Here is a 21090-nt window from a genome sequence, read left to right as displayed (position 1 = left end):
CCAGACAATGACTAGGATAAGCACAGCTTATGTATGAAGCCCTCGGTGACCTGTCGCTCGACCTGCTGCGCGCCTTCGAGGCGGCCGCTCGACATCGCAGTTTCACCGCCGCGGCGGTCGAACTCGGCACCACGCAACCGGCGATCAGCCAGCAGATCAAACGGCTGGAGGAACAACTCGGCACGCGCTTGTTCGATCGCATCTATCGCGGCATCGAGCTGACGGAAGTCGGCGCCATTCTGTTCGAGCAGGTCAGCCTCGGTCTGCAAAACATTGATGCGGGCTTGAGCGCGATCAGCACGCAGCAGCAACACGAAGTGCTGCAAGTCGCCACGGATTTTGCCTTCGCCGCGTACTGGCTGATGCCACGCCTGCACCGTTTTCACGAGGCCAACCCGCATATTGACGTCAGCCTGGTGACCAGCGAGCGCAACCACAACATGCTGCGCACCGATATCGATGTGGCGGTGCTGTTTGGTGACGGGCGTTTCAAACAGGGCGAAAGCCATTGGCTGTTCAGCGAAGAAGTGTTTCCAGTGTGCAGCCCGCTGTTGCTCAAGGGGCGCTCGCTACCGCTGCCGGCGCAGGCGTTACTGGAGTTTCCGCTGCTGCACTTGCGCGGTGAGAACAGCAGCAACTGGTTCGACTGGAGTGGCCTGTTTCGCGAACTTCGCATCGCCACCGCACCGGCACCGGGGCAATTGCGTTTCGATAATTACACGCTGTTGATCCAGGCGGCGATTGGTGGCCAGGGTGTGGCGATCGGTTGGCGGCACCTTGTGGATAACTTGCTGACGCAAGGGTTGTTGTGTCGCCCGCTCGCCGAAACCACCCTGTCACGCCTTGGTTATTACGTCGTACTGCCGCCACGCAAACGTCGCGGCGCGCTGATTCAATTGTTCGTCGACTGGTTGATGGCCGAGCAGGCCAGCAGTGCCGCCTCGTTCAACGGACTGGCATTGCCTTCGATTGCCATCTGAGGCGCTAGTCCGACGCCGCGACAAAATTCACATGCTCGCCGATATGCAGATTCAGCCGTAATTCATCGGCAATCCCCACCGCCGCGCGATTCAAGCGCTCTAGCGGCTCGGCGAGGCCCGGCTCGAGATTGCCGCTGACCTGACTGAAATGTTCGATGGTCAGGCCCGCCACTCCATGGGGCGCGTTGACCAGCGTCCATTGCAACGAACTGCTTTGCAGCGCCTCGCGAATTTCTTCCGCGGCATGGCGTTGCAGGCGATCATCGACGTCGGCCTCGTCGAGCACGGCAAAATCACCCACCAGAAACAGCCGTGCAACACTGGCCAGTTGCAGCCCATCGACCAGCGCGTCCACCGCCAGCACTTGTTCGACCGGGCCGAGTACCACCGAGCGCTCGACGTGATCGCTGCTGAACGGCAACCCCGGCGCATCCAGTAAACAGATGACCGCTGTGCTGCCGGCCACGCTCTGATTGACCCGCTCCGGATCGAACAGGTCACCGGTTTTGGTACGCAAACCCGGGCGTGGCGCCAGTGCGGTGAGATCGTCAAGAATGGCAATGACTTCGTGCTGGCGCCGCAGCAGCTCAGCCATCAACGCGCTGCCCAGGCTACTCATGGCACCATAGAGCACCACTTTTACCGCCGGGGTTTCGGCATTCTTCATGGCTGTTTTCCTTGTTCTGGGCCCATATGGCCTGTGACGATGGAAAACGCCGAGGGTTCGAACCGATCAGAGGATTTGCGATGCACGCGATCAAGGGTTACCACGCCCACGTCTATTTCGACGCCGATACCATCGACCAGGCGCGCGCATTGTGCGAAGAAGCCGCGCAGACGTTTGCCTTGAAAATGGGCCGCGTCCACGAACGGCCCGTCGGGCCACACCCGGACTGGAGCTGCCAGTTGGCCTTCGGCCCGCAATTGCTCGGTGAGGTCCTGCCGTGGCTGGCGCTCAACCGCCACGGCCTGGTGGTGTTTCTGCACCCGGACACCGGCAATGATTTGCTCGACCACAGCGACCATGCGATCTGGATGGGCGCGATGCGGCCGTTGAACTTGTCGGTTTTTTAAACAGCGCTGGTCGCAACTCAAACATCAGCGGATGTGTCGGCAATGGCAGCCGCTGTTGTGCCAGGAGTGGCGCTTGATAGGCCCCTCCCCGTGTTTATTGGTTCACAGTCCGCTTCAGCGAGCGCATGACCGTTCACTCAAAGCTTTGCCCCGCGAAAGGTAGCTGAAAGCTTCCCCGATTAGGATCGCCCCACTCCCGGCAACAGACCGGTTGGCCAACGCCTGCGATGACTCGCTCGCCCCGGCCCTTTTAACAACAACAATTGGTGATTCTGATGTCCTCTGCAACCCGCCTCTTCGCTGTCACTCCGCCCGTACGTTTCGTGTTTGCCGTTCTGCGCTGATCGCGCCTGATCCGCTCACCCAACTCGCCGCGCTGCGCCTGGAGTATTTCCCATGCTGACTTTCCTTGGCTTCGCCATGGTCATCACGTTCATGTTCCTGATCATGACCAAGCGCCTGTCCGCGCTGATCGCGCTGATCATCATCCCGATCCTGTTTGCCCTGTTCGGCGGTTTTGCGCCGAAGATCGGGCCGATGATGCTCGAAGGCATCACCAAGCTGGCGCCGACCGGCGTGATGCTGATGTTTGCCATTCTGTATTTCGCCCTGATGATCGACTCCGGTCTGTTCGACCCGGCCGTGCGCAAGATCCTCAAACTGGTCAAGGGCGACCCGCTGAAAGTTTCGGTCGGTACCGCCGTACTGGCGCTCGTCGTTTCCCTCGATGGTGACGGCGCGACCACTTACATGATCTGTGTGGCCGCCATGCTGCCGCTGTACAGCCGCATCGGCATGAGCCCGCGGATCATGGCCGGTCTGATCATTCTCGCCGGTGGCGTGATGAACATGACCCCATGGGGCGGCCCGACCGCCCGTGCGGCAAGTGCGCTGCATGTCGACCCGTCGGACATTTTCGTGCCGATGATCCCGGCGATGGCTGCCGGTGTAGTGGCGATCCTGCTGATTGCCTACTTCTACGGTAAACGTGAGCGTGCGCGCCTCGGTGAGCTGCATCTGGTTGGCGACGAAATCGATCACAGCGAAATCAGCGTCTCGCAATTCCCGGATGCCCGCCGTCCGAAGCTGATCTGGTTCAACGCCGCGTTGACCTTCGGCCTGATGTGCACGCTGATCGGCGGCCTGCTGCCGCTGCCGGTGCTGTTCATGGTGGCGTTCAGTATTGCGATGATCGTCAACTACCCGTGCCTCCAGATGCAGAAGGATCGCGTCGCGGCGCATTCCGGCAGTGTGCTGGCAGTGGTCGGGCTGATCTTTGCGGCCGGTATCTTCACCGGTATCCTGTCCGGCACCGGCATGGTCGATGCGATGTCCAAGAGCCTGTTGGCGGTGATTCCGGATTTCCTCGGCCCGTACCTGGCGGTCATCACGGCGCTGGTGAGCATGCCGTTCACCTTCTTCATGTCCAACGACGCGTTCTACTATGGCGTGTTGCCGGTGCTGGCCGAAGCGGCCAGTCACTATGGGATCACTGCAGTGGAAATGGCCCGTGCCTCGATCGTCGGCCAGCCGGTCCACTTGCTGAGCCCGCTGGTGCCGTCGACCTATCTGTTGGTGGCGCTGGCCGGCATCGATTTCGGTGATCACCAGCGTTTCACCTTGAAATGGGCGATCCTGGTGTGTATCTGCATTCTGATTGCTGCGCTGCTGTTGGGGACTTTCCCGGTGTTCAGCACTCTATAAGCCCAAGACTCACCGATTCGGGTCCTGGCTTCGCGGTTTGAAGCCCGGACCTTTTTCGGTTTAACAATTGCTCAAAGGAATACACATGGAATGGCTGACCAACCCCGAAATCTGGGTTGCCTTCTTCACCCTGACCGCCCCGGAAATCGTCCTCGGCATCGATAACATCATCATGATCTCGATCCTGGTCAGCCGCATGCCCAAGCACATGCAGCAGCGCACCCGGATTTTCGGTCTGGCCCTGGCGATGATCACGCGGATCCTGTTGCTGCTGTCGATCACCTGGGTCATGCGCCTCACCGCCGACCTGTTCGAAGTGTTCGGCCAAGGCATTTCCGGCCGCGACCTGATCCTGTTCTTTGGTGGCCTGTTCCTGCTGTGGAAAAGCTCGCAGGAGATGTACCACGCGCTGGAAGGCGAAGAAGACAGCGACGACGCGCCTTCGGGCAAGGGCGGCAATTTCCTCTATACCATCATCCAGATCGCGATCATCGACATCGTCTTCTCGCTGGACTCGGTGATCACCGCCGTCGGCATGGTTTCCCACGTTCCGGTCATGGTCGCGGCGATTATCGTGGCGGTACTGGTGATGATGCTGGCCTCGGGCAAGATCAGCGAGTTCATCGACAAGCACCCGTCGCTGAAAATGCTCGCGCTGTCGTTCCTGCTGGTGGTCGGTACCGTGCTGATCGCTGAATCGTTCGACGTGCATGTACCGAAAGGCTACGTCTACTTCGCCATGGCGTTCTCGCTGGCAGTCGAAGCGATCAACATCAAGATGCGCGGCGCGATCGCCCGCAAGAAAAAGCAGCAGGATCCGGTGAAACTGCGCTAGGACCTGACGCGCATAAACCGGTAATGCCCCTGTGGGAGCAAGCCTGCTCGCGAATGCGGTAGATCAGTCAAGGTTGTTGCCGACTGACACACCGCTTTCGCGAGCAGGCTCGCTCCCACAGTTGTTTTTGAATTCGGTTGACGGCAATGAAGCTGGCGAAAGCTGACTGGCTTTTCATGACAGTTTTGTTTCAAAGAGACCTTTAGCTGTGCAATGCTGGCGCCGAGACCGTTCGCCAACTACAGCTTAAGTATCAAGAACGTAGAAACCGCGCGGTGCCGTCCACTTGCCCCTCTGGGGCGCTGCTATCAGAGGGGGTCTGCATGCTCACCCTGCTCAATCTTCTTTCTGCCGTGGCCCTGCTGATCTGGGGCACGCATATCGTCCGAACCGGCATTCTGCGGGTGTATGGGACCAACCTGCGGCATGTGATCGGCCAGAACATGTCGAAGAAATGGCTGGCGTTCGTCGCCGGTATTCTGGTTACGGCGATGGTGCAGAGCAGCAACGCCACGGCAATGCTGGTGACTTCGTTCGTCGGTCAGGGCCTGATGGCGTTGACGCCGGCGCTGGCAACCATGCTGGGGGCCGATGTCGGTACGGCGTTGATGGCGCGGGTGCTGACGTTTGACCTGTCGTGGCTGTCGCCGCTGCTGATCTTTCTCGGGGTGATTTTCTTCCTGTCGCGCAAACAGACGCGGCTCGGGCAAATGGGCCGGGTGTCGATCGGTCTGGGACTGATCATTCTCGCGCTGCAACTGATTGTCGAAGCGGCGGCGCCGATCACTCAAGCCCAAGGGGTGAAGGTTATTTTCGCCTCGCTGACCGGCGATATTCTCCTCGACGCCCTGGTCGGCGCGTTGTTCGCGATGATTTCCTATTCCAGCCTCGCCGCCGTGCTGCTCACCGCTACCCTCGCCGGGGCGAGTGTGATCAGCCTGCCAGTGGCGATCGGTCTGGTGATCGGTGCCAACATCGGCAGCGGCATTCTTGCGTTCATGAGCACCAGCATGCAGAACGCTGCCGGCCGGCAGGTAGCGCTGGGCAGTCTGCTATACAAACTGATCGGCCTGCTGTTGATCATTCCGGTACTCGATCCGCTGGTGCACTGGATCGACAGCCTTGATTTCAGCCCGCAGGAAATGGTCATTGGCTTCCACCTGCTGTACAACACCGCGCGCTGCCTGATTCTGTTGCCGAGTGTCGGGCCGATGGCACGGCTGTGTGCCTGGTTGCTGCCGGAGCGGCCGGAGGTCAACGGCACGGCCAAACCACGGCATCTCGACCCGACGGCACTGGTCACGCCAAGTCTGGCCTTGGCCAACGCCGCTCGCGAAACCCTGCGCATCGGCGACCTGCTCGACAACATGCTCGACGCCACCCTCGATGTGCTGCGCGGCAAGCAGACCGCCGTCACTCAGGAGATACGCCGGCTCACCGATGACATCGAATCGCTGTACAGCGCCATCAAGCTGTACCTGGCGCAAATGCCCCGCGAGGATCTTGGCGAGCGCGACAGTCGGCGCTGGGCCGAAATCATCGAACTGGCGATCAACCTGAAACTCGCTGCCGACCTGATCGAGCGCATGCTGCGCAAGATCCAGCAGCAGAAAACCTCACAGCGCCGCTCGTTCTCCGAAGAAGGCCTGGAGGATCTGGCCGGACTGCACCAGCAATTGATCGCCAATCTGCGCCTGGGGCTGTCGGTGTTTCTCAGCGGCGATCGCGAAAGCGCCCGCCAGTTGTTGCGCGAGAAACGCCGCTTTCGCGCACAGGAGCGGCGCTTGGCGCACGCACATGTCAGCCGTCTGCAACGCAAGATCGTGCAGAGTATCGAAACCAGTTCGCTGCACCTTGAGTTGATCGCCGACATGAAGCGCTTGAATTCGCTGTTTTGCGGCAGCGCCTATGTGGTGCTGGAAACGGCCGACACCGGCGCCTTGGCGGTGGATGATATGACTGACATTACGCATTCACCTTGAACGACTGGGGCTGGGGTCAGTCAGTTACAGTGGTTCAGCCTTGAGACCGCTATCGCTGGCAAGCCAGCTCCCACAGGGTTTTGTGAACCCCGCAGGTCCTTGTGGGAGCTGGCTTGCCAGCGATGGGGGTCGCCACTGACGACACGGATCTCCAAATCAGCCGTATGGAAGCCTGTTATGCGTTGCCTGTTGTTCGCCTGTGTGCTGCTCGGTTCCCTGCCCGCCCTTGCTCTGGATCGTTTTCAGGTCGAAGGCTATGCGCTGCCTAACGGTTTGCAGCTGTTGCTCAAACCTGGCACTGAGCGTGGCCATGTGGCGATCCGGCTGGTGGTTGGCGTCGGTCTCGACGATTTCGATTGTGACGAAAAAGAGCTGCCGCACTTGCTCGAGCATCTGCTGTTCAGCGGCATCGACGCGACCGGCGAAGGCGGACTCGAAGAACGCATGCAGGCACTGGGCGGTGACTGGAATGCGTTCACCAGCAATGCCGACACCACTTTCGTCATCGAGGCGCCGGCGAAAAACCAGCGCAAGGTGCTCGACCTGTTGCTTGATCTGCTGACCCAGACGCGCATCGACGACAACGCGATCAACGCCGCCAAACGCGTGGTCGAGCGTGAAGACGGCGGCCATTACACCAAACTGCGACGGTTCCTCGATCGCCAGGATCTGGGGCATTCCGCGAGCAATCAACTGGCCGTCGAGCTCGGTCTGAAGTGCCCGCAACGCGCCGAAGTCGAGCACCTGACCCAGGCGCAACTGGAGCAGGTCCGCAAGGCCTGGTATGCACCGAACAACATGACGTTGATCGTGGTCGGTGAGCTCGACAAGCTGCTGCCGGCCTATCTCGAACGCACTTGGGGCGCGCTCGAGGCGGTTGACCCGAGCGAGCATCGGCCACTGCCGGACATTCGCGCCAGCGCCGCCCATGAGCGTACCCTCACCCGCGGCTTTATCGGCGACAACGCCAAGCTGCACTGGCTGGTGCCGGAGCCGGTGCTGGACGATCAGTACGACCAGACTTTCGACATTCTCAAGGATTACCTCGACTGGGCGCTGTACCGGCAGATCCGCCTCAATCACGGTTTGTCCTACGGGCCGTGGGCCGAGCGCGAAGTGTTCGGCGGTGTCGGTTTCATGAGTCTCAACGCTGATCTGGACCGCGACGACGTCGACGAAGCGATTCAGGTGCTCGAAGACCTCAAGACCGATCTGCTGAAAAACGGCCTCGATCCGACGACCTTCGCCCGCATCAAACAGGCGTCAATCGCCCATCAGGCGTGGGCCGTGCAAGGCAACAGCGCGATGGCCGATTATTACTGGAGCGCCTTGGCCGATTACCAGGACGGGCGCTTCGCCAATCCCGCGCGTGAGCTGCAAGGTGTGACGCTGGACGCGGCGAACAAGGCCATGCGCGAATTGCTGTTGCAGCCAGGCTATTTACGCATCGAGAAACCGTTGATCGGTGATGACCAGGTGCTGTGGATAACTGCCGGTGGGCTGGGTGTGTTGCTGCTGATCGTGATTGGCTGGCGTGTGAGTAACCGCCGAAAAACCGCCGAACACTAACCCTGTGGGAGCGAGCCTGCTCGCGAAGGCGCCGGGTCATTCAACAGTGATGGCGCCTGACACGCCGCCTTCGCGAGCAGGCTCGCTCCCACAAAGGAAAATCGGTGTGAGCCCAAACTCGCCACATCGCCCGGCGGACGCTACTCTGTCGAAGTATTTCCCCACTCTGTCGTGAACCGCCCCCCATGCCGAAATTACAGCTCCTGATCCAGCGCCTCCTCGAACTGATGAAGCGCTATCCCGGGGTGATTGCGCTGGGTGGTTTCATCTCCGGGGTCGGCAGTTTCATGCTGGTCGATCGCCAGCAAGGGCTGGCGAGCTGGATCACGGTGATCATGCTGCTGAGCTGGATCTGGCTGATGCTGGAAAACACCCTGACCGGGCTGTTCACGCGGATCTTCAAACGCGAGATTCCCCAGCCGTTGCTGCGTTATGCGACGCAGATGATCCATCAGGAAAGCCTGTTTTTCGTCCTGCCGTTCTTCTTCATCACCACCACCTGGAACAGCGGCCAGTTGTTTTTCACTGGCCTGCTCAGCGTCGCCGCCCTGATCTCCATCGTCGACCCGCTGTATTACAAATGGCTGGCGCCACGGCGCTGGGCGTTTCTGGCGTTGCACACCCTGACCCTGTTCGCCGCCCTGCTCACCGCGTTACCGGTGATCATGCACCTGACCACCGCGCAGAGTTTCAAATGGGCGCTGGGCATCTCCGTGTTGTTGTCGTTTCCGAGCCTGGCGTCGATCTTCCCGATCCGCACGCTGCGCAACGCCCTGGCCATTCTGTGTATTACTGTCGGGATTGGCGGCGTTGGCTGGGTGCTGCGTTCGTGGGTGCCGCCAGCGACGCTGTGGATGACCGATGTGGCGATCAGCACCACATTGCAGGATCGCACCCCCGGCGCCAGCCTCGACACGGTCAGTGCCGAGCAGATCCGCAACGACGGACTCTACGCCTACACCGCGATCAACGCGCCGCGTGGCCTCGATGAGCGGATTTATCACGTCTGGCAGTTCAACGGCAAAGAGGTCGACCGCATCGCCCTCGACATTCACGGCGGGCGCAAGGAAGGTTACCGGGCGTGGACACACAAGCAGAACTTCCCCGGCAACCCGGCGGGCAAGTGGCAGGTGCGGGTGCTGACCGAGGATGGCCAACTGATCGGTGTGCTGCGCTTCGCCATCACTGACAGCACACCGGCCAAAGAAAAGTAATCCGGTTCGTGCTATTACGTAGGCTCTCGTAACAGCCGTACAAGCACGGAGCTTATGACCAGCAGCCCGACGCCCGGCAGTGCCCGCCTGGACACCTCGCTCAGCCCTGCCCGCCTGCGGGTCAGCGGCGACTGGACGCTCGCCCATTACACGGCGCTCAAGCACCTGAGCGAAAAGCTTCACGGCCAATACGACGCCAATACCCCGATCGACCTCAACGACCTCGGCGCGCTCGACACCGCCGGCGCCTCGCTGCTGGTGGAGTTGCTCGGCGCCGAACGCCTTGGCAAATCTGCAGAACACCCGGATTGCACACTGTCCGCAGCCGATCGTGCCTTGCTGCAGACCGTGTATTGCTCGCTGAGCGATTTCTGTGTGCCGCTCAAGGAACCGGAAGTCAGCGTCAGCGTGCAATTGCTCACGCGCATTGGCCGTGCCGTCGACACCGTGTGGCAAGACACCCTGCAACTGCTCGGCTTTGTCGGCCTGATCCTCGAAACCCTGGCGCGCGGGCTGCTGCGCCCCAAGCGCTGGCGCATCACGCCGATGATCGCCCACATCGAACAGACCGGCCTCGACGCCGCGCCGATTGTGGCGTTGCTGACGTTCCTGGTCGGTGCCGTGGTGGCGTTTCTCGGCGCGACGGTGCTGGCTGGTTTTGGCGCGACGATTTTTACTGTCGATCTGGTCGGCTTCTCGTTCCTGCGTGAGTTCGCGGTGCTGCTGACGGCGATCCTCATGGCCGGGCGCACCGCCAGTGCATTCACCGCGCAGATCGGCTCGATGAAGGCCAACGAAGAGATCGACGCGATCCGCACCCTCGGCCTCGACCCGATGGAGTTGCTGGTGGTGCCGCGGGTCCTGGCGATGCTCGTGGCGCTGCCGATGCTGACCTTTCTGGCGATGCTTTCGGGGATCATTGGTGGCGGTGTGGTCTGCGCGGTGTCGCTGGATATCTCGCCGGCGATGTTCCTCTCGCTGTTGCAATCGGACATTGGCGTGCAGCACTTTCTGGTCGGCATGGTGAAAGCGCCGATCTTCGCGTTCCTGATCGCCGCGATCGGTTGTCTGGAAGGCTTCAAGGTCAGCGGCAGCGCCGAATCGGTCGGTGCGCACACCACTTCCAGTGTGGTCCAGTCGATTTTCGTGGTGATCGTGCTCGACGCGGTGGCTGCGCTGTTTTTCATGGAGATGGGCTGGTGAGTCGTCTACCCCGCGCGCCCTCCGAGGCGGTGATTGAAGTGCGTGGCCTGTGCAATCGCTTTGGCAGCCAGAGCGTGCACGAGAACCTCGATCTGGATGTGTACAAAGGCGAAATCCTCGCCGTGGTCGGCGGTTCCGGCACCGGCAAATCGGTGCTGCTGCGCAGCATTGTCGGGCTCAACCGGCCCAGCGAAGGCGTGGTCAAAGTGTTCGGGCAGAACCTGCCGAATCTGGCCGAACATGAGCGCTCCTTGATCGAACGACGTTTCGGCGTGCTGTTTCAGAAAGGCGCGCTGTTTTCCTCGCTGACCGTCACCGAAAACGTCGCCCTGCCCCTCATCGAACACGCCGGCCTCAGCCGCCACGACGCCGAGCATCTGGCGGCAGTGAAACTGGCGCTGGCCGGGCTGCCGCTGTCGGCGGCGGACAAATACCCGGCGTCGCTGTCCGGCGGCATGATCAAACGCGCGGCACTGGCGCGCGCCCTGGCACTGGATCCGGACATTCTGTTTCTCGACGAACCCACCGCCGGCCTCGACCCGATTGGCGCGGCGGCCTTCGATCAGTTGATCCTGACCCTGCGCGATGCGCTCGGCCTCAGCGTGTTTCTGGTGACCCACGACCTCGACACGCTCTACACCATCACCGACCGCGTGGCGGTGCTGGCGCAGAAGAAAGTGCTGGTCGCCGGACCGATCGACGAGGTCTCGGAAACCGACGACGCGTGGATTCACGAATATTTCCACGGCCCGCGTGGCCGCTCGGCGCTGGACGCCGCCAAACTGCTCAACGAGGTCTGACATGGAAACCCGAGCCCATCATGTGTTGATCGGCCTGTTCACGGTGATCGTGGTGGCAGGCGCCCTGCTCTTCGGTCTGTTCCTGGCCAAGTCCAGCGTCGACACCGAGTTCAAGGATTACGAAGTGGTGTTCAACGAGGCGGTCAGCGGCCTGTCCAAGGGCAGTTCGGTGCAGTACAGCGGGATCAAGGTCGGCGACGTGGTCAGCCTGCGCCTCGACCCGCAAGACCCGCGCCGGGTGCTGGCGCGGATTCGTCTGGCGGGCGACACGCCGGTGAAGGAAGACACCCAGGCCAAACTGGCGCTGACCGGGATCACTGGCACCTCGATCATCCAGCTCAGCGGCGGCACGCCCGAGAGTCCGAAATTGCGTGGGCATGACGGTCAGTTGCCGACCCTCGTCGCCTCGCCCTCGCCTATTTCACGCCTGCTCAACGACAGCAGCGATTTGATGACCGGCATCAGCGCGCTGCTGCAAAACGCCAATCACATGTTCTCCGCCGAGAACGTCGAGCGTGTGAGCAAGACCCTCGCCCATCTTGAACAGACCACCGGCACCATCAATGACCAGCGTGGCGACATCAAGCAAGCCATGCAGCAACTGGCGAGCGTCGGCAAGCAGGCTGGCAGCATGCTCGAACAGACCTCGCTGCTGATGCGCAACGCCAACGGCCTGCTCAACGATCAGGGCAAGCAGGCCTTGGGCAGCGCCGAGCAGGCGATGAAGTCGCTGGAGCAAAGCAGCGTGACCATCAATGGCCTGCTCAGCAAAAACCAGAATTCGCTGGATAACGGCATGCAGGGCCTTAATGGCCTGGCGCCGGCGATCCGCGAACTGCGCGAGACGCTGACCTCGCTGCGCGCCATCTCCCAACGCCTCGAGGCCAACCCCAGCGGCTACCTGCTGGGCAGCGACAAGAACAAGGAATTCACCCCATGAAACTGACCCGAACCGCCCTCCTTGGCGCAGGCCTGGCCTTGCTCGGCGCGTGCTCGATCCTGCCGCAGTCGGAACCCTCGGACGTCTATCGCCTGCCGGCTGCGCCAGCGCCGGCCTCGGCCGGCCAATGTGCCGACGCAGTCGTGGTCGTTGCGGCTGAACAAATGGCAGGCCAGCGAAGCGCTGAATCGACCGAGCATCGCGGTGATTCCACAGGGTGACGTCATCAGCAGCTACAAGGGCTCGCGCTGGAGCGATCCGGCGCCGGTGTTGCTGCGCAACCGTCTGCTCGACGGTTTTCAGCGTGACGGCCGGGTGACGTTGCTCAGCACCGATGACAGCAACTTCCAGGCGGATCTGGAGCTGGGCGGCAGTTTGCAGGCATTTCAGACCGAGTATCAGGGCACCCAGGCCAGCGTCGTGGTGCGTGTCGATGCATTGCTGGTGCGCGGCTATGACCAGCGGATTCTTGCCAGTCGGCGCTTTGAAGAGCGCCAGCCGTTGAGCGCTGTGCAGGTGCCGGCGGTGGTGGCCGGGTTTGGTCAGGCCAGTGATCGGCTTACCGCCAAAGTCGTGGCTTGGGCGGTCGAACAAGGTCAGAAACTCGCCCACCAAAGACCTTAAGCCCAACACAATCCCTGTGGGAGCGGGCTTGCCCGCGATGGCGGTGTGTCAGTCACCAGAGATTCTGAATGTGCTGCCCTCATCGCTGGCAAGCCAGCTCCCACAGGGTTCTCTATCAGCCGAAGAACCAGTAGCAGACAGCGATAGCGCCCACCACCCCGGCAAACTCAGCCAGCAACGCACATCCCACCGCATGTCGCGCGCGCTGAATCCCCACCGCGCCGAAATACACCGCCAGCACATAAAACGTCGTTTCGGTACTGCCCTGCACTGTCGCCGCCACCAGCGCCGGGAAGCTGTCAACGCCTGACGTCTGCATGGTTTCAATGAGCATCGCCCGTGCGGCACTGCCGGAAAACGGTTTGACCATCGCTGTCGGCAGCGCATCGACGAAGCGCGTGTCCCAACCGGCCCACTCGACCAGATGACGGATGCCGTCAAGGCCGAAATCCAGCGCGCCCGATGCCCGCAACACGCCCACCGCGCAAAGCATCGCCACCAGATACGGCAGCAGATTTTTCGCCACGTCGAAGCCTTCCTTCGCGCCTTCGACGAACGCTTCGTAGACCTTGACCTTGCGCAGTGCGCCGATCACCAAAAACAGCATGATCAAGCCAAACAGCGTGAGATTGCCGAGGATCGACGACAATCCCGCCAGCGCCGTGGCGGAAAGGGTGCCGAGCAAGGCCATGAAACCGCCAAGGGCGAGCGCGCCGGGGATCAGGTAGGCCAGCACCACCGGGTCCCAGATGCGCAGACGCTGCATGAACGCCACCGAGAGGAAACCGACAATAGTCGAGCAACTGGTCGCCAGCAGGATCGGCAGGAACACCAGCGTCGGGTCGGGCGCGCCTTGCTGGGCGCGGTACATGAAGATCGTCACCGGCAACAGGGTCAGGGAGGAGGCGTTGAGCACCAGAAACAGGATCTGCGCGTTGCTGGCGACGGTGGCGCTGGGATTGAGTTCCTGCAGCGCTTTCATGGCTTTCAGGCCGATCGGCGTCGCGGCGTTATCGAGGCCCAGACCGTTGGCGGCGAAGTTCAGGGTGATCAGGCCGAGGGCAGGGTGACCGCGCGGAACTTCCGGCATCAGCCGCAGAAACAGCGGCCCGAGCACTTTGGCCAGCCATTCGACGATCCCGGCCTTCTCGGCAATGCGCAGAAAACCCAGCCAGAGGGTGAGGGTGCCGAACAGCAGCACCATGACTTCGACCGAAAGCTTGGCCATGGCAAAGATGCTTTCCACCATCGCCGCGAAAATCCCGGCATTGCCGCCGATCAGCCACTGCGCCAGCGCCGACACGGCTGCCACGATGAAGAAGCCAAGCCACAAGCCATTAAGCATCAGTCAAATCCCCCGAAGAATGCCGCGAATGATAGCGGGGTGGCCAGAAACGACAAACCCCGGATTGCTCCGGGGTTTATTGGTATGGCTTACATCGATCATTGTGGGAGCGGGCTTGCCCGCGATGGCGGTGTGTCATTCAGCGAATAGGTTGAATGTCCCGCCCTCATCGCTGGCAAGCCAGCTCCCACAGGGTCTGGCATTAATTTTTCGAGATTTCGCCAGCCGGCAGCTTTTCCTTGCTGCGCCAGTGCGGCAGGGAGTTCCAGTAGCGCTCGCCCTTGGCATCGTCGTACATGCCTTCCCAGCGCGAAATCACCAGTACCGCCAGGGCGTTACCGATCACGTTCAGCGCAGTACGGGCCATGTCCATGACGCGGTCTACACCGGCGATGAACGCCAGACCTTCCAGCGGAATACCGACGCTGCCCAGGGTCGCCAACAGCACCACGAAGGACACGCCCGGTACGCCGGCGATGCCTTTGGAGGTCACCATCAGGGTCAGCACCAGCAGCAGTTGCTGGCTGATCGACAGGTCGATGCCGTACAGCTGGGCGATGAAGATTGCCGCGATCGACTGATACAGGGTCGAGCCGTCGAGGTTGAACGAATAACCGGTCGGCACCACGAAGCTGCAGATGGCTTTCGGTGCACCGTAGGCTTCCATCTTCTCGATCACCCGTGGCAGCACGGTTTCCGAGGAGGCGGTGGAGTAGGCCAGCACCAGCTCATCCTTGAAGATGCGCATCAGCTTGAGCACCGAGAAGCCAAACAGTTTGGCGATCAGGCCCAGCACCACGAAGGCGAAGAAGGCGATGGCCACGTAAACCAGGATCACCAGTTTGGCCAGCGGCACCAGGGACGCGAAGCCGAAGTTGGCGACGGTCACCGCGATCAGTGCGAACACGCCAATCGGCGCATAGTTCATGATCATGTGGGTGACCTTGAACATGCTTTCCGACACGCCCTGGAACATCTTCACCAGTGGCTCGCGCAGGTCCGACTGCAGGCTCGACAGGCCGAGACCGAACAGCACCGAGAAGAAGATGATCGGCAGCATTTCGCCACGGGCCATGGCCGCGAAGATGTTCGACGGGATCAGGTTGAGGATGGTCTCGATGAACGCATGTTCATGCTGCACTTCGGCGGCGGTCGCCTGGTACTTGGAGATGTCCACCGTGCCCAGGGTGCTCATGTCGATGCCGGCACCCGGATGGAACAGGTTGGCCAGCAGCAGGCCGACGACGATGGCAATGGTGGTGACGATTTCGAAATAGATGATGGTCTTCAGGCCGATGCGCCCGAGCTTCTTGGCGTCGCCGACCCCGGCGATGCCGACGATCAGGGAAGAAATGACGATCGGGATCACGATCATCTTGATCAGACGGATAAAGATATCGCCTGCCGGTTGCAGGACGTTGCTGATCCACCACGCCTTTTCGGCACTGAAGTGGTTGAGCAACGCACCGATTGCAATCCCCAATACCAGACCGATGAGGATCTGCCAGGCGAGGCTAAGCTTTGCCTTCTTCATTATCTTTACCCTTACTTGCGTTTGACTCAGGCACATGCAGGAACTGGAACGCTCATCAGCGGAAAAGTCTGTGCATCTGCCTCCGTATAAGGTGCCCCGAAGCGCGTGTTTACGGCTCTTCGGCAGGCGAAAAAAGGCGCAACTATTCCGATGCAAGGTTGCGCCGTCTAATGCCGTAAACGCCTACCCTATGCCGAATCGGCATGAGCTTTTTTAATTGAAACTGGCGTCCCAACCGGTTCGATTGTGACATTTCAGCCGCCATAAGTGCCGTGAACCGGCCATTCCAGCGTAGATGCCGTTAATCAGCAGCGAAAAAAATCGACGAAAAACTTGCGAAAAAACCTACGCAGAGAGACTAGAAGTCCCACTCTTTAAACGGTTTCTTTATCGATATACGGTCGTCAGGAAACACCGCGTAATATTTGCAGGCGCAGTGTTGACGATAAAAAGGCTGTGAGGGACGCGCTGGATCAAGCTTTTTACAGGGGGCGAAGCTCAGCGCAAGTCCGTCGAGCCATGATCGGTCGACGAACCTGCGACGCAGCTTTTACCTGCCCTGACCCGGCCCTTGCGCAGGCACTCCCTGTACCCGTAGGTCACTCCGACCCTGTAGCAGTCAGAACGTCCCGGCCCCCTGGTCATGCACCGACCCTCCTCGGGTGGGTGCAATGGAAAGCAGCAGGGCTGCTGCCTTCATGTTCGAATCAGTACCACTTCGGATCTTTCTTCAGGGTTTCCATCAGCAGATCCTGCATACCCTGGTCTGGCTTGCCGAAGAAGCGGTAGGTGGCGTGTCGCGTCGGCGACTTGTCCTGCGGCAGACCTTCCGGCACATCAACCAGCATCGCGTAAGCGTCGTCCTTGTCGAAGCTGAAGGCGACGATCAAGCGATGGTTCAGGCATTTGTCCTGACTTTCGCAGAGCGGGCCCACCAGATATTTATCGCCGTCTTCAGTGACCGCGTTCATCTGTTGTTCCGATGTGCCGGTCAGGTTGATCACCCATTCCGGTACGCGCTCTTCCTTTTTGATCACGCCTTCCCAGGTTTCCCGGTATTGCGCATCGGACGCGAGCAACTCGTTGACCCGCGTCTGGCCGTCATTGGCCGCCATCGCCATGGCACTGCCGCCCAGAAGCAGGGCGGCGGCCAGCGTCTTCAAGACTGTCATCGTTAACCTCGGCCGCGACGGCCAAAGAAGAAGGAAGCGATGAACATCACCAGGAACACGACAAAGAGAATCTTGGCGATACCCGTGGCGGTGCCCGCGATACCACCGAAGCCCAGTACGGCGGCGATGATGGCAATGATCAAGAATGTAATTGCCCAGCTCAACATGGTGATTCTCCTTACTTCTCTATTTAGGGGTGTTACGTGTTCCGGCGCGGCGCGCCTGAATCGGTTTTAGCGAGTCAGAAAACCCAACGTTCTTCGCGCGGCAGTTGATCCAGCGGTTGTGCCTGATCGACTTCCATCATGCGCATCGTGGCGCGCTCGTCCTGCGTGCTGCTGACGGCGCTGAAATGGCTCTGCGTCGCATGCTGCATCGACACCAGTGGCGCTTCCGGCTGCTGGCTGTTTTCCCAGCGCAGGTATTGCTGGCAGGCGATCAGGGTGATCAGCAGCGCCAGCGCTGCGAACAGACCTTGCTGGATATGCAGTGGCGAGAGACGCATGTGGGCGGCACGTTGGCGAGTCATCCTGGGTTCCTCACTCTTGTTCGGTTGGGGCAGTGCTGATATGCCCGGGCTGAAACAGGTATTGCAGCCTGCATGCCAGTTTTTGAGTGTTTAAAAACGTCTTTAAAATCAATAAGTTATAGATATATAGAAAAGCCCCGGCGACGCATCCTGCACGATGGGGTTATCCGGTGTCGTGCGGATTGCACGATTATTTCGTAGGAGATTTCGGTCTTACGGAATGAAGAGCTCGCTGCAGATGTCAGAGATGTACGCAGGACAAGCCCTGCAAAACCGTGGCGGATTAAAAAATCAACAAAATCAACGTATTGGCCGTATCGGCTGGAGAGGGCTACCCTCCTATGGCTGGCATCGTTCAGAATAAACCATGCAACTTGCCCGATTTTTCCGGGACTAACCCAAGACCAATCACTATGGAGCGTAGGAAAAATGGAATCTGCCACTGAGCATCAAGGCCGCATTCTGCTGGTGGACGACGAATCCGCCATCCTGCGTACCTTCCGTTATTGCCTCGAAGACGAAGGTTATACGGTGGCCACCGCCAACAGCGCGGCCCAGGCCGAGGCATTGCTGCAACGCCAGGTGTTCGATCTGTGCTTCCTTGATTTACGTCTGGGTGAAGACAACGGTCTGGATGTACTGGCGCAAATGCGTATCCAGGCGCCTTGGATGCGCGTGGTCATCGTCACCGCGCACTCGGCTGTCGATACCGCGGTGGATGCCATTCAGGCGGGCGCGGCCGATTACCTGGTGAAACCTTGCAGCCCTGACCAATTGCGTCTGGCCACCGCCAAGCAACTGGAGGTACGCCGACTGTCGGCGCGCCTGGAAGCACTCGAAGGCGAAATCCGCAAACCCAAGGACGGTCTCGACTCCCACAGTCCGGCCATGAAAGTTGTGCTCGAAACCGCTCGCCAGGTTGCCAGCACCGACGCCAACATTCTGATTCTCGGCGAGTCCGGCACGGGTAAGGGCGAATTGGCTCGAGCCATTCACGGCTGGAGCAAGCGCGAGAAGAAATCCTGCGTGACCATCAACTGCCCGTCATTGACCGCCGAGTTGATGGAAAGCGAACTGTTCGGCCACAGCCGCGGCGCCTTTACCGGCGCCAGCGAAAGCACCTTGGGCCGGGTCAATCAGGCGGATGGCGGTACGCTGTTTCTCGACGAGATCGGCGACTTTCCCCTGACTTTGCAGCCGAAATTGCTGCGTTTCATTCAGGACAAGGAATACGAACGCGTCGGCGACCCGGTCACCCGCCGCGCCGATGTGCGGATTCTGGCGGCGACCAACCTGAACCTTGAAGACATGGTTCGCGACGGACGCTTCCGCGAAGACCTGCTCTATCGCCTCAACGTCATCACGCTGCATCTGCCGCCGTTGCGTGAGCGCGCCGAGGACATCCTGACCCTGGCTGACCGCTTCCTGGCGCGTTTCGTCAAAGAGTATGCGCGCCCTGCGCGTGGTTTCAGTGACGAGGCCCGCGAGGCGCTGCTCGGCTACCGTTGGCCCGGCAACATTCGCGAGCTGCGCAACGTGGTCGAGCGGGCCAGCATCATTTGCCCGCAGGAACGTGTGGAAATCAGCCATCTCGGCATGGCCGAGCAACCGGCCAATAACGCGCCACGGGTCGGCGCAGCACTGAGCCTCGACGAACTGGAAAAAGCCCATATCGGCGCCGTCCTGGCGACGGCCGGCACCCTCGACCAGGCCGCCAAGACCCTGGGTATCGACGCTTCGACCCTGTATCGCAAGCGCAAGCAGTACAACCTGTGAGCGCCCGGCGATGAAACTGGCGATGAAGTTGCGGACCCGTTTGTTCCTGAGCATTTCCGCACTGATCACCGTAGCCTTGCTCGGGCTGTTGCTCGGGCTGGTCAGCGTGATGCAGATGGCCGGAACGCAAGAAGCGTTGGTGCGCAGCAACTTCGTCACCCTTGAGCTGGGGCTCAAGTTGCGGCAGACCTTGGGCGATCAACTGATCATCATGCTCGCGGAAAAGCCTGATCCTGTCGCGTTCGAGGCCTCCAAACAGCATTACTTCCAGTTGCTCGACGAGGGTATCGCGCAAGAGCAGCACGATGGCGAGCGTCAATATGGCTTCAGCCAGGCCAAGGCCGACTACCTGAATTTCCTGCAAGCCTTCGATCTGTCTCGCGACCCCTCCAACGCCGCAAGCTCCAGCGCCGATTTCAGAGAGCGCTTCAATATTCTGCGCAACGGGCTGATCACCGAACACAAACACGCGCTGGATAAGATCAACGGCGTACAGAACGACGCGCGCGACCGCGCCCTGTTGATCGCCGGCCTGCTCGGGCTGGTGGGGCTCGCCGTGCTGATCATCGGATTTGTCACCGCCCACGGCGTCGCCCGGCGCTTTGGGGCGCCGATCGAAGCGCTGGCGCAAGCGGCGGATGAAATCGGCAAAGGCAAATACGACGTGACCCTGCCGGTGTCCTCGTCGCTGGAACTGAACCAGTTGACCAAACGTTTCGGCCAGATGGCCGAGGCCTTGCGCGAGCACCAGGCGACCAACGTCGATGAGCTACTGGCCGGGCAGCAACGGCTGCAGGCGGTCCTCGACAGCATCGATGACGGCTTGTTGATGATTGATCGCCAAGGGCAACTGGAGCACCTCAATCCGGTCGCCCAGCGGCAACTCGGCTGGGAAGACGACCGTCTCGGTCAGGGCCTGGGCACCGCCCTCGGCAGGCCCGGAATTGGATGCACAGCTGCAACTGGTGCTGCGCGGTGGCACGCTGGAGCGCGCGCCAGACGATCTGAGCATCGAAGTCGACGGCGAATCGCGTTTGCTGACCTACAGCCTGACGCCGGTCAGCCATACCCAAGGGCATATTCTCGGCGCTGTGATGGTGCTGCACGATGTCACCGAGCAACGTGCATTCGAGCGGGTGCGCAGCGAGTTTGTCCTGCGCGCCTCCCATGAATTGCGCACGCCGGTCACCGGCATGCACATGGCGTTCGGCCTGTTCCGTGAGCGAGCGAAATTCCCCGAAGAGTCGCGCGAAGCGGACTTGCTCGATACGGTCAACGAAGAGATGCAGCGCTTGATGCAGTTGATCAACGACCTGCTCAACTTCTCGCGCTACCAGAACGGTTTGCAGAAACTCACACTCGCACCGTGCTCCATTGAAGACCTGCTGGAACAGGCGCAACTGCGTTTCGCGGAGGCGGCAGAGGCCAAGGGCATTGCCTTGAAGGTCGAAGTGCAGGGACCGTTACCGCGCCTGCAGGCCGATCAGGCACAACTGGATCGGGTCCTCGATAATCTCATCGACAATGCCTTGCGCCATACCGCCCGCGACGGGCAGATCCGCTTGCAGGCGCGTCGGCACGGCGAGCGGGTGATCATCAGCGTCGAAGACAATGGCGAAGGCATTGCCTACGGCCAGCAAGGGCGAATCTTCGAGCCGTTCGTGCAGGTCGGTCGCAAGAAGGGCGGCGCCGGGCTCGGGCTGGCGCTGTGCAAGGAGATTGTCCAACTGCACGGCGGGCGCATGGGCGTGTATTCGCGGCCGGGGCAGGGCACGCAGTTTTATATGGCCCTGGCCGTTTAGGCACTGA

17 protein-coding genes and 2 pseudogenes are annotated in these 21090 nt (G+C 60.8%); 13 read left to right on the top strand and 6 right to left on the bottom strand.

Going from position 1 to position 21090, the window contains the following annotated elements:
- Positions 1-29 precede the first annotated feature (29 nt).
- Positions 30-980, top strand: a complete 951-nt coding sequence (locus M0746_RS25425; RefSeq protein ID WP_258451050.1) for a choline sulfate utilization transcriptional regulator — start codon at positions 30-32, stop codon at positions 978-980.
- Positions 981-984: 4 nt separating this feature from the next.
- Here the strand turns inward: M0746_RS25425 and M0746_RS25420 are convergent, their stop codons facing one another.
- The gene (locus M0746_RS25420; RefSeq protein ID WP_258451049.1) at positions 985-1647 is read right to left on the bottom strand and encodes an NAD(P)-dependent oxidoreductase; all 663 of its coding nucleotides are present in this window, start codon (positions 1645-1647) and stop codon (positions 985-987) included.
- A gap of 80 nt (positions 1648-1727) precedes the next feature.
- Between M0746_RS25420 and M0746_RS25415 the strand changes: the two genes are divergently transcribed.
- From M0746_RS25415 to M0746_RS25370, 10 genes and pseudogenes are all read left to right on the top strand, one after another.
- Positions 1728-2054 (top strand): DOPA 4,5-dioxygenase family protein, encoded by a 327-nt coding sequence (locus M0746_RS25415; protein ID WP_258451048.1) that lies wholly within the window; start codon positions 1728-1730, stop codon positions 2052-2054.
- Between the two features lie 396 nt (positions 2055-2450).
- Positions 2451-3758 (top strand): CitMHS family transporter, encoded by a 1308-nt coding sequence (locus tag M0746_RS25410; protein WP_039757164.1) that lies wholly within the window; start codon positions 2451-2453, stop codon positions 3756-3758.
- Positions 3759-3843: 85 nt separating this feature from the next.
- Positions 3844-4593 carry a TerC family protein gene (locus tag M0746_RS25405; RefSeq protein ID WP_258451047.1) on the top strand — a complete coding sequence of 250 codons (750 nt, stop codon included), beginning with the start codon at positions 3844-3846 and terminating at the stop codon, positions 4591-4593.
- Between the two features lie 323 nt (positions 4594-4916).
- Positions 4917-6575, top strand: coding sequence for a Na/Pi cotransporter family protein (locus M0746_RS25400; protein ID WP_258451046.1), 1659 nt, complete (start codon positions 4917-4919; stop codon positions 6573-6575).
- 177 nt (positions 6576-6752) lie between these two features.
- Positions 6753-8144 carry a M16 family metallopeptidase gene (locus M0746_RS25395; RefSeq protein WP_258451045.1) on the top strand — a complete coding sequence of 464 codons (1392 nt, stop codon included), beginning with the start codon at positions 6753-6755 and terminating at the stop codon, positions 8142-8144.
- A 185-nt stretch (positions 8145-8329) separates the two neighbouring features.
- Positions 8330-9358: a DUF2914 domain-containing protein gene (locus M0746_RS25390; RefSeq protein ID WP_258451044.1), complete on the top strand. Its 1029-nt coding sequence runs from the start codon at positions 8330-8332 to the stop codon at positions 9356-9358.
- A 54-nt stretch (positions 9359-9412) separates the two neighbouring features.
- Positions 9413-10561: an ABC transporter permease gene (locus M0746_RS25385; protein WP_203420162.1), complete on the top strand. Its 1149-nt coding sequence runs from the start codon at positions 9413-9415 to the stop codon at positions 10559-10561.
- Complete coding sequence (locus M0746_RS25380; RefSeq protein WP_258451043.1) at positions 10558-11361, top strand: ABC transporter ATP-binding protein; 804 nt, start codon at positions 10558-10560, stop codon at positions 11359-11361. The genes M0746_RS25385 and M0746_RS25380 overlap by 4 nt, the downstream gene beginning before the upstream one ends.
- 1 nt (position 11362) lies before the next feature.
- On the top strand, positions 11363-12301 hold the full coding sequence (locus M0746_RS25375) for an MlaD family protein (RefSeq protein ID WP_258451042.1): 939 nt from the start codon (positions 11363-11365) through the stop codon (positions 12299-12301).
- Positions 12298-12925, top strand: a pseudogene (locus M0746_RS25370) (ABC-type transport auxiliary lipoprotein family protein). Before M0746_RS25375 ends, M0746_RS25370 begins: the two are co-directional and overlap by 4 nt.
- A 115-nt stretch (positions 12926-13040) precedes the next feature.
- Here the strand turns inward: M0746_RS25370 and M0746_RS25365 are convergent.
- The 5 genes from M0746_RS25365 to M0746_RS25345 form a co-directional block, all read right to left on the bottom strand.
- Positions 13041-14270: a nucleoside recognition domain-containing protein gene (locus M0746_RS25365; RefSeq protein ID WP_258451041.1), complete on the bottom strand. Its 1230-nt coding sequence runs from the start codon at positions 14268-14270 to the stop codon at positions 13041-13043.
- 202 nt (positions 14271-14472) lie between these two features.
- The gene (gene gltP, locus M0746_RS25360; RefSeq protein WP_203420167.1) at positions 14473-15804 is read right to left on the bottom strand and encodes a glutamate/aspartate:proton symporter GltP; all 1332 of its coding nucleotides are present in this window, start codon (positions 15802-15804) and stop codon (positions 14473-14475) included.
- A gap of 707 nt (positions 15805-16511) precedes the next feature.
- Positions 16512-16976, bottom strand: coding sequence for an inhibitor of vertebrate lysozyme family protein (locus M0746_RS25355; RefSeq protein ID WP_258451040.1), 465 nt, complete (start codon positions 16974-16976; stop codon positions 16512-16514).
- Positions 16977-16978: 2 nt separating this feature from the next.
- The gene (locus tag M0746_RS25350; RefSeq protein ID WP_003177151.1) at positions 16979-17143 is read right to left on the bottom strand and encodes a DUF1328 domain-containing protein; all 165 of its coding nucleotides are present in this window, start codon (positions 17141-17143) and stop codon (positions 16979-16981) included.
- A 74-nt stretch (positions 17144-17217) separates the two neighbouring features.
- Positions 17218-17505 carry a hypothetical protein gene (locus tag M0746_RS25345; RefSeq protein ID WP_258451039.1) on the bottom strand — a complete coding sequence of 96 codons (288 nt, stop codon included), beginning with the start codon at positions 17503-17505 and terminating at the stop codon, positions 17218-17220.
- A gap of 429 nt (positions 17506-17934) precedes the next feature.
- Between M0746_RS25345 and algB the strand changes: the two genes are divergently transcribed.
- Together algB and M0746_RS25335 are read left to right on the top strand one after the other, a co-directional pair.
- The gene (gene algB / locus M0746_RS25340) at positions 17935-19281 is read left to right on the top strand and encodes a sigma-54-dependent response regulator transcription factor AlgB (RefSeq protein WP_093096334.1); all 1347 of its coding nucleotides are present in this window, start codon (positions 17935-17937) and stop codon (positions 19279-19281) included.
- Between the two features lie 10 nt (positions 19282-19291).
- A pseudogene (locus tag M0746_RS25335) lies at positions 19292-21083 on the top strand (ATP-binding protein).
- Positions 21084-21090 lie beyond the last annotated feature (7 nt).

It is taken from the genome of Pseudomonas sp. S11P7, from assembly GCF_023195435.1.
Lineage (GTDB): Bacteria > Pseudomonadota > Gammaproteobacteria > Pseudomonadales > Pseudomonadaceae > Aquipseudomonas > Aquipseudomonas fluorescens_G.
Note: the sequence above shows the minus strand (reverse complement) of the source record. Positions and strands in the feature narration are given on the sequence as shown.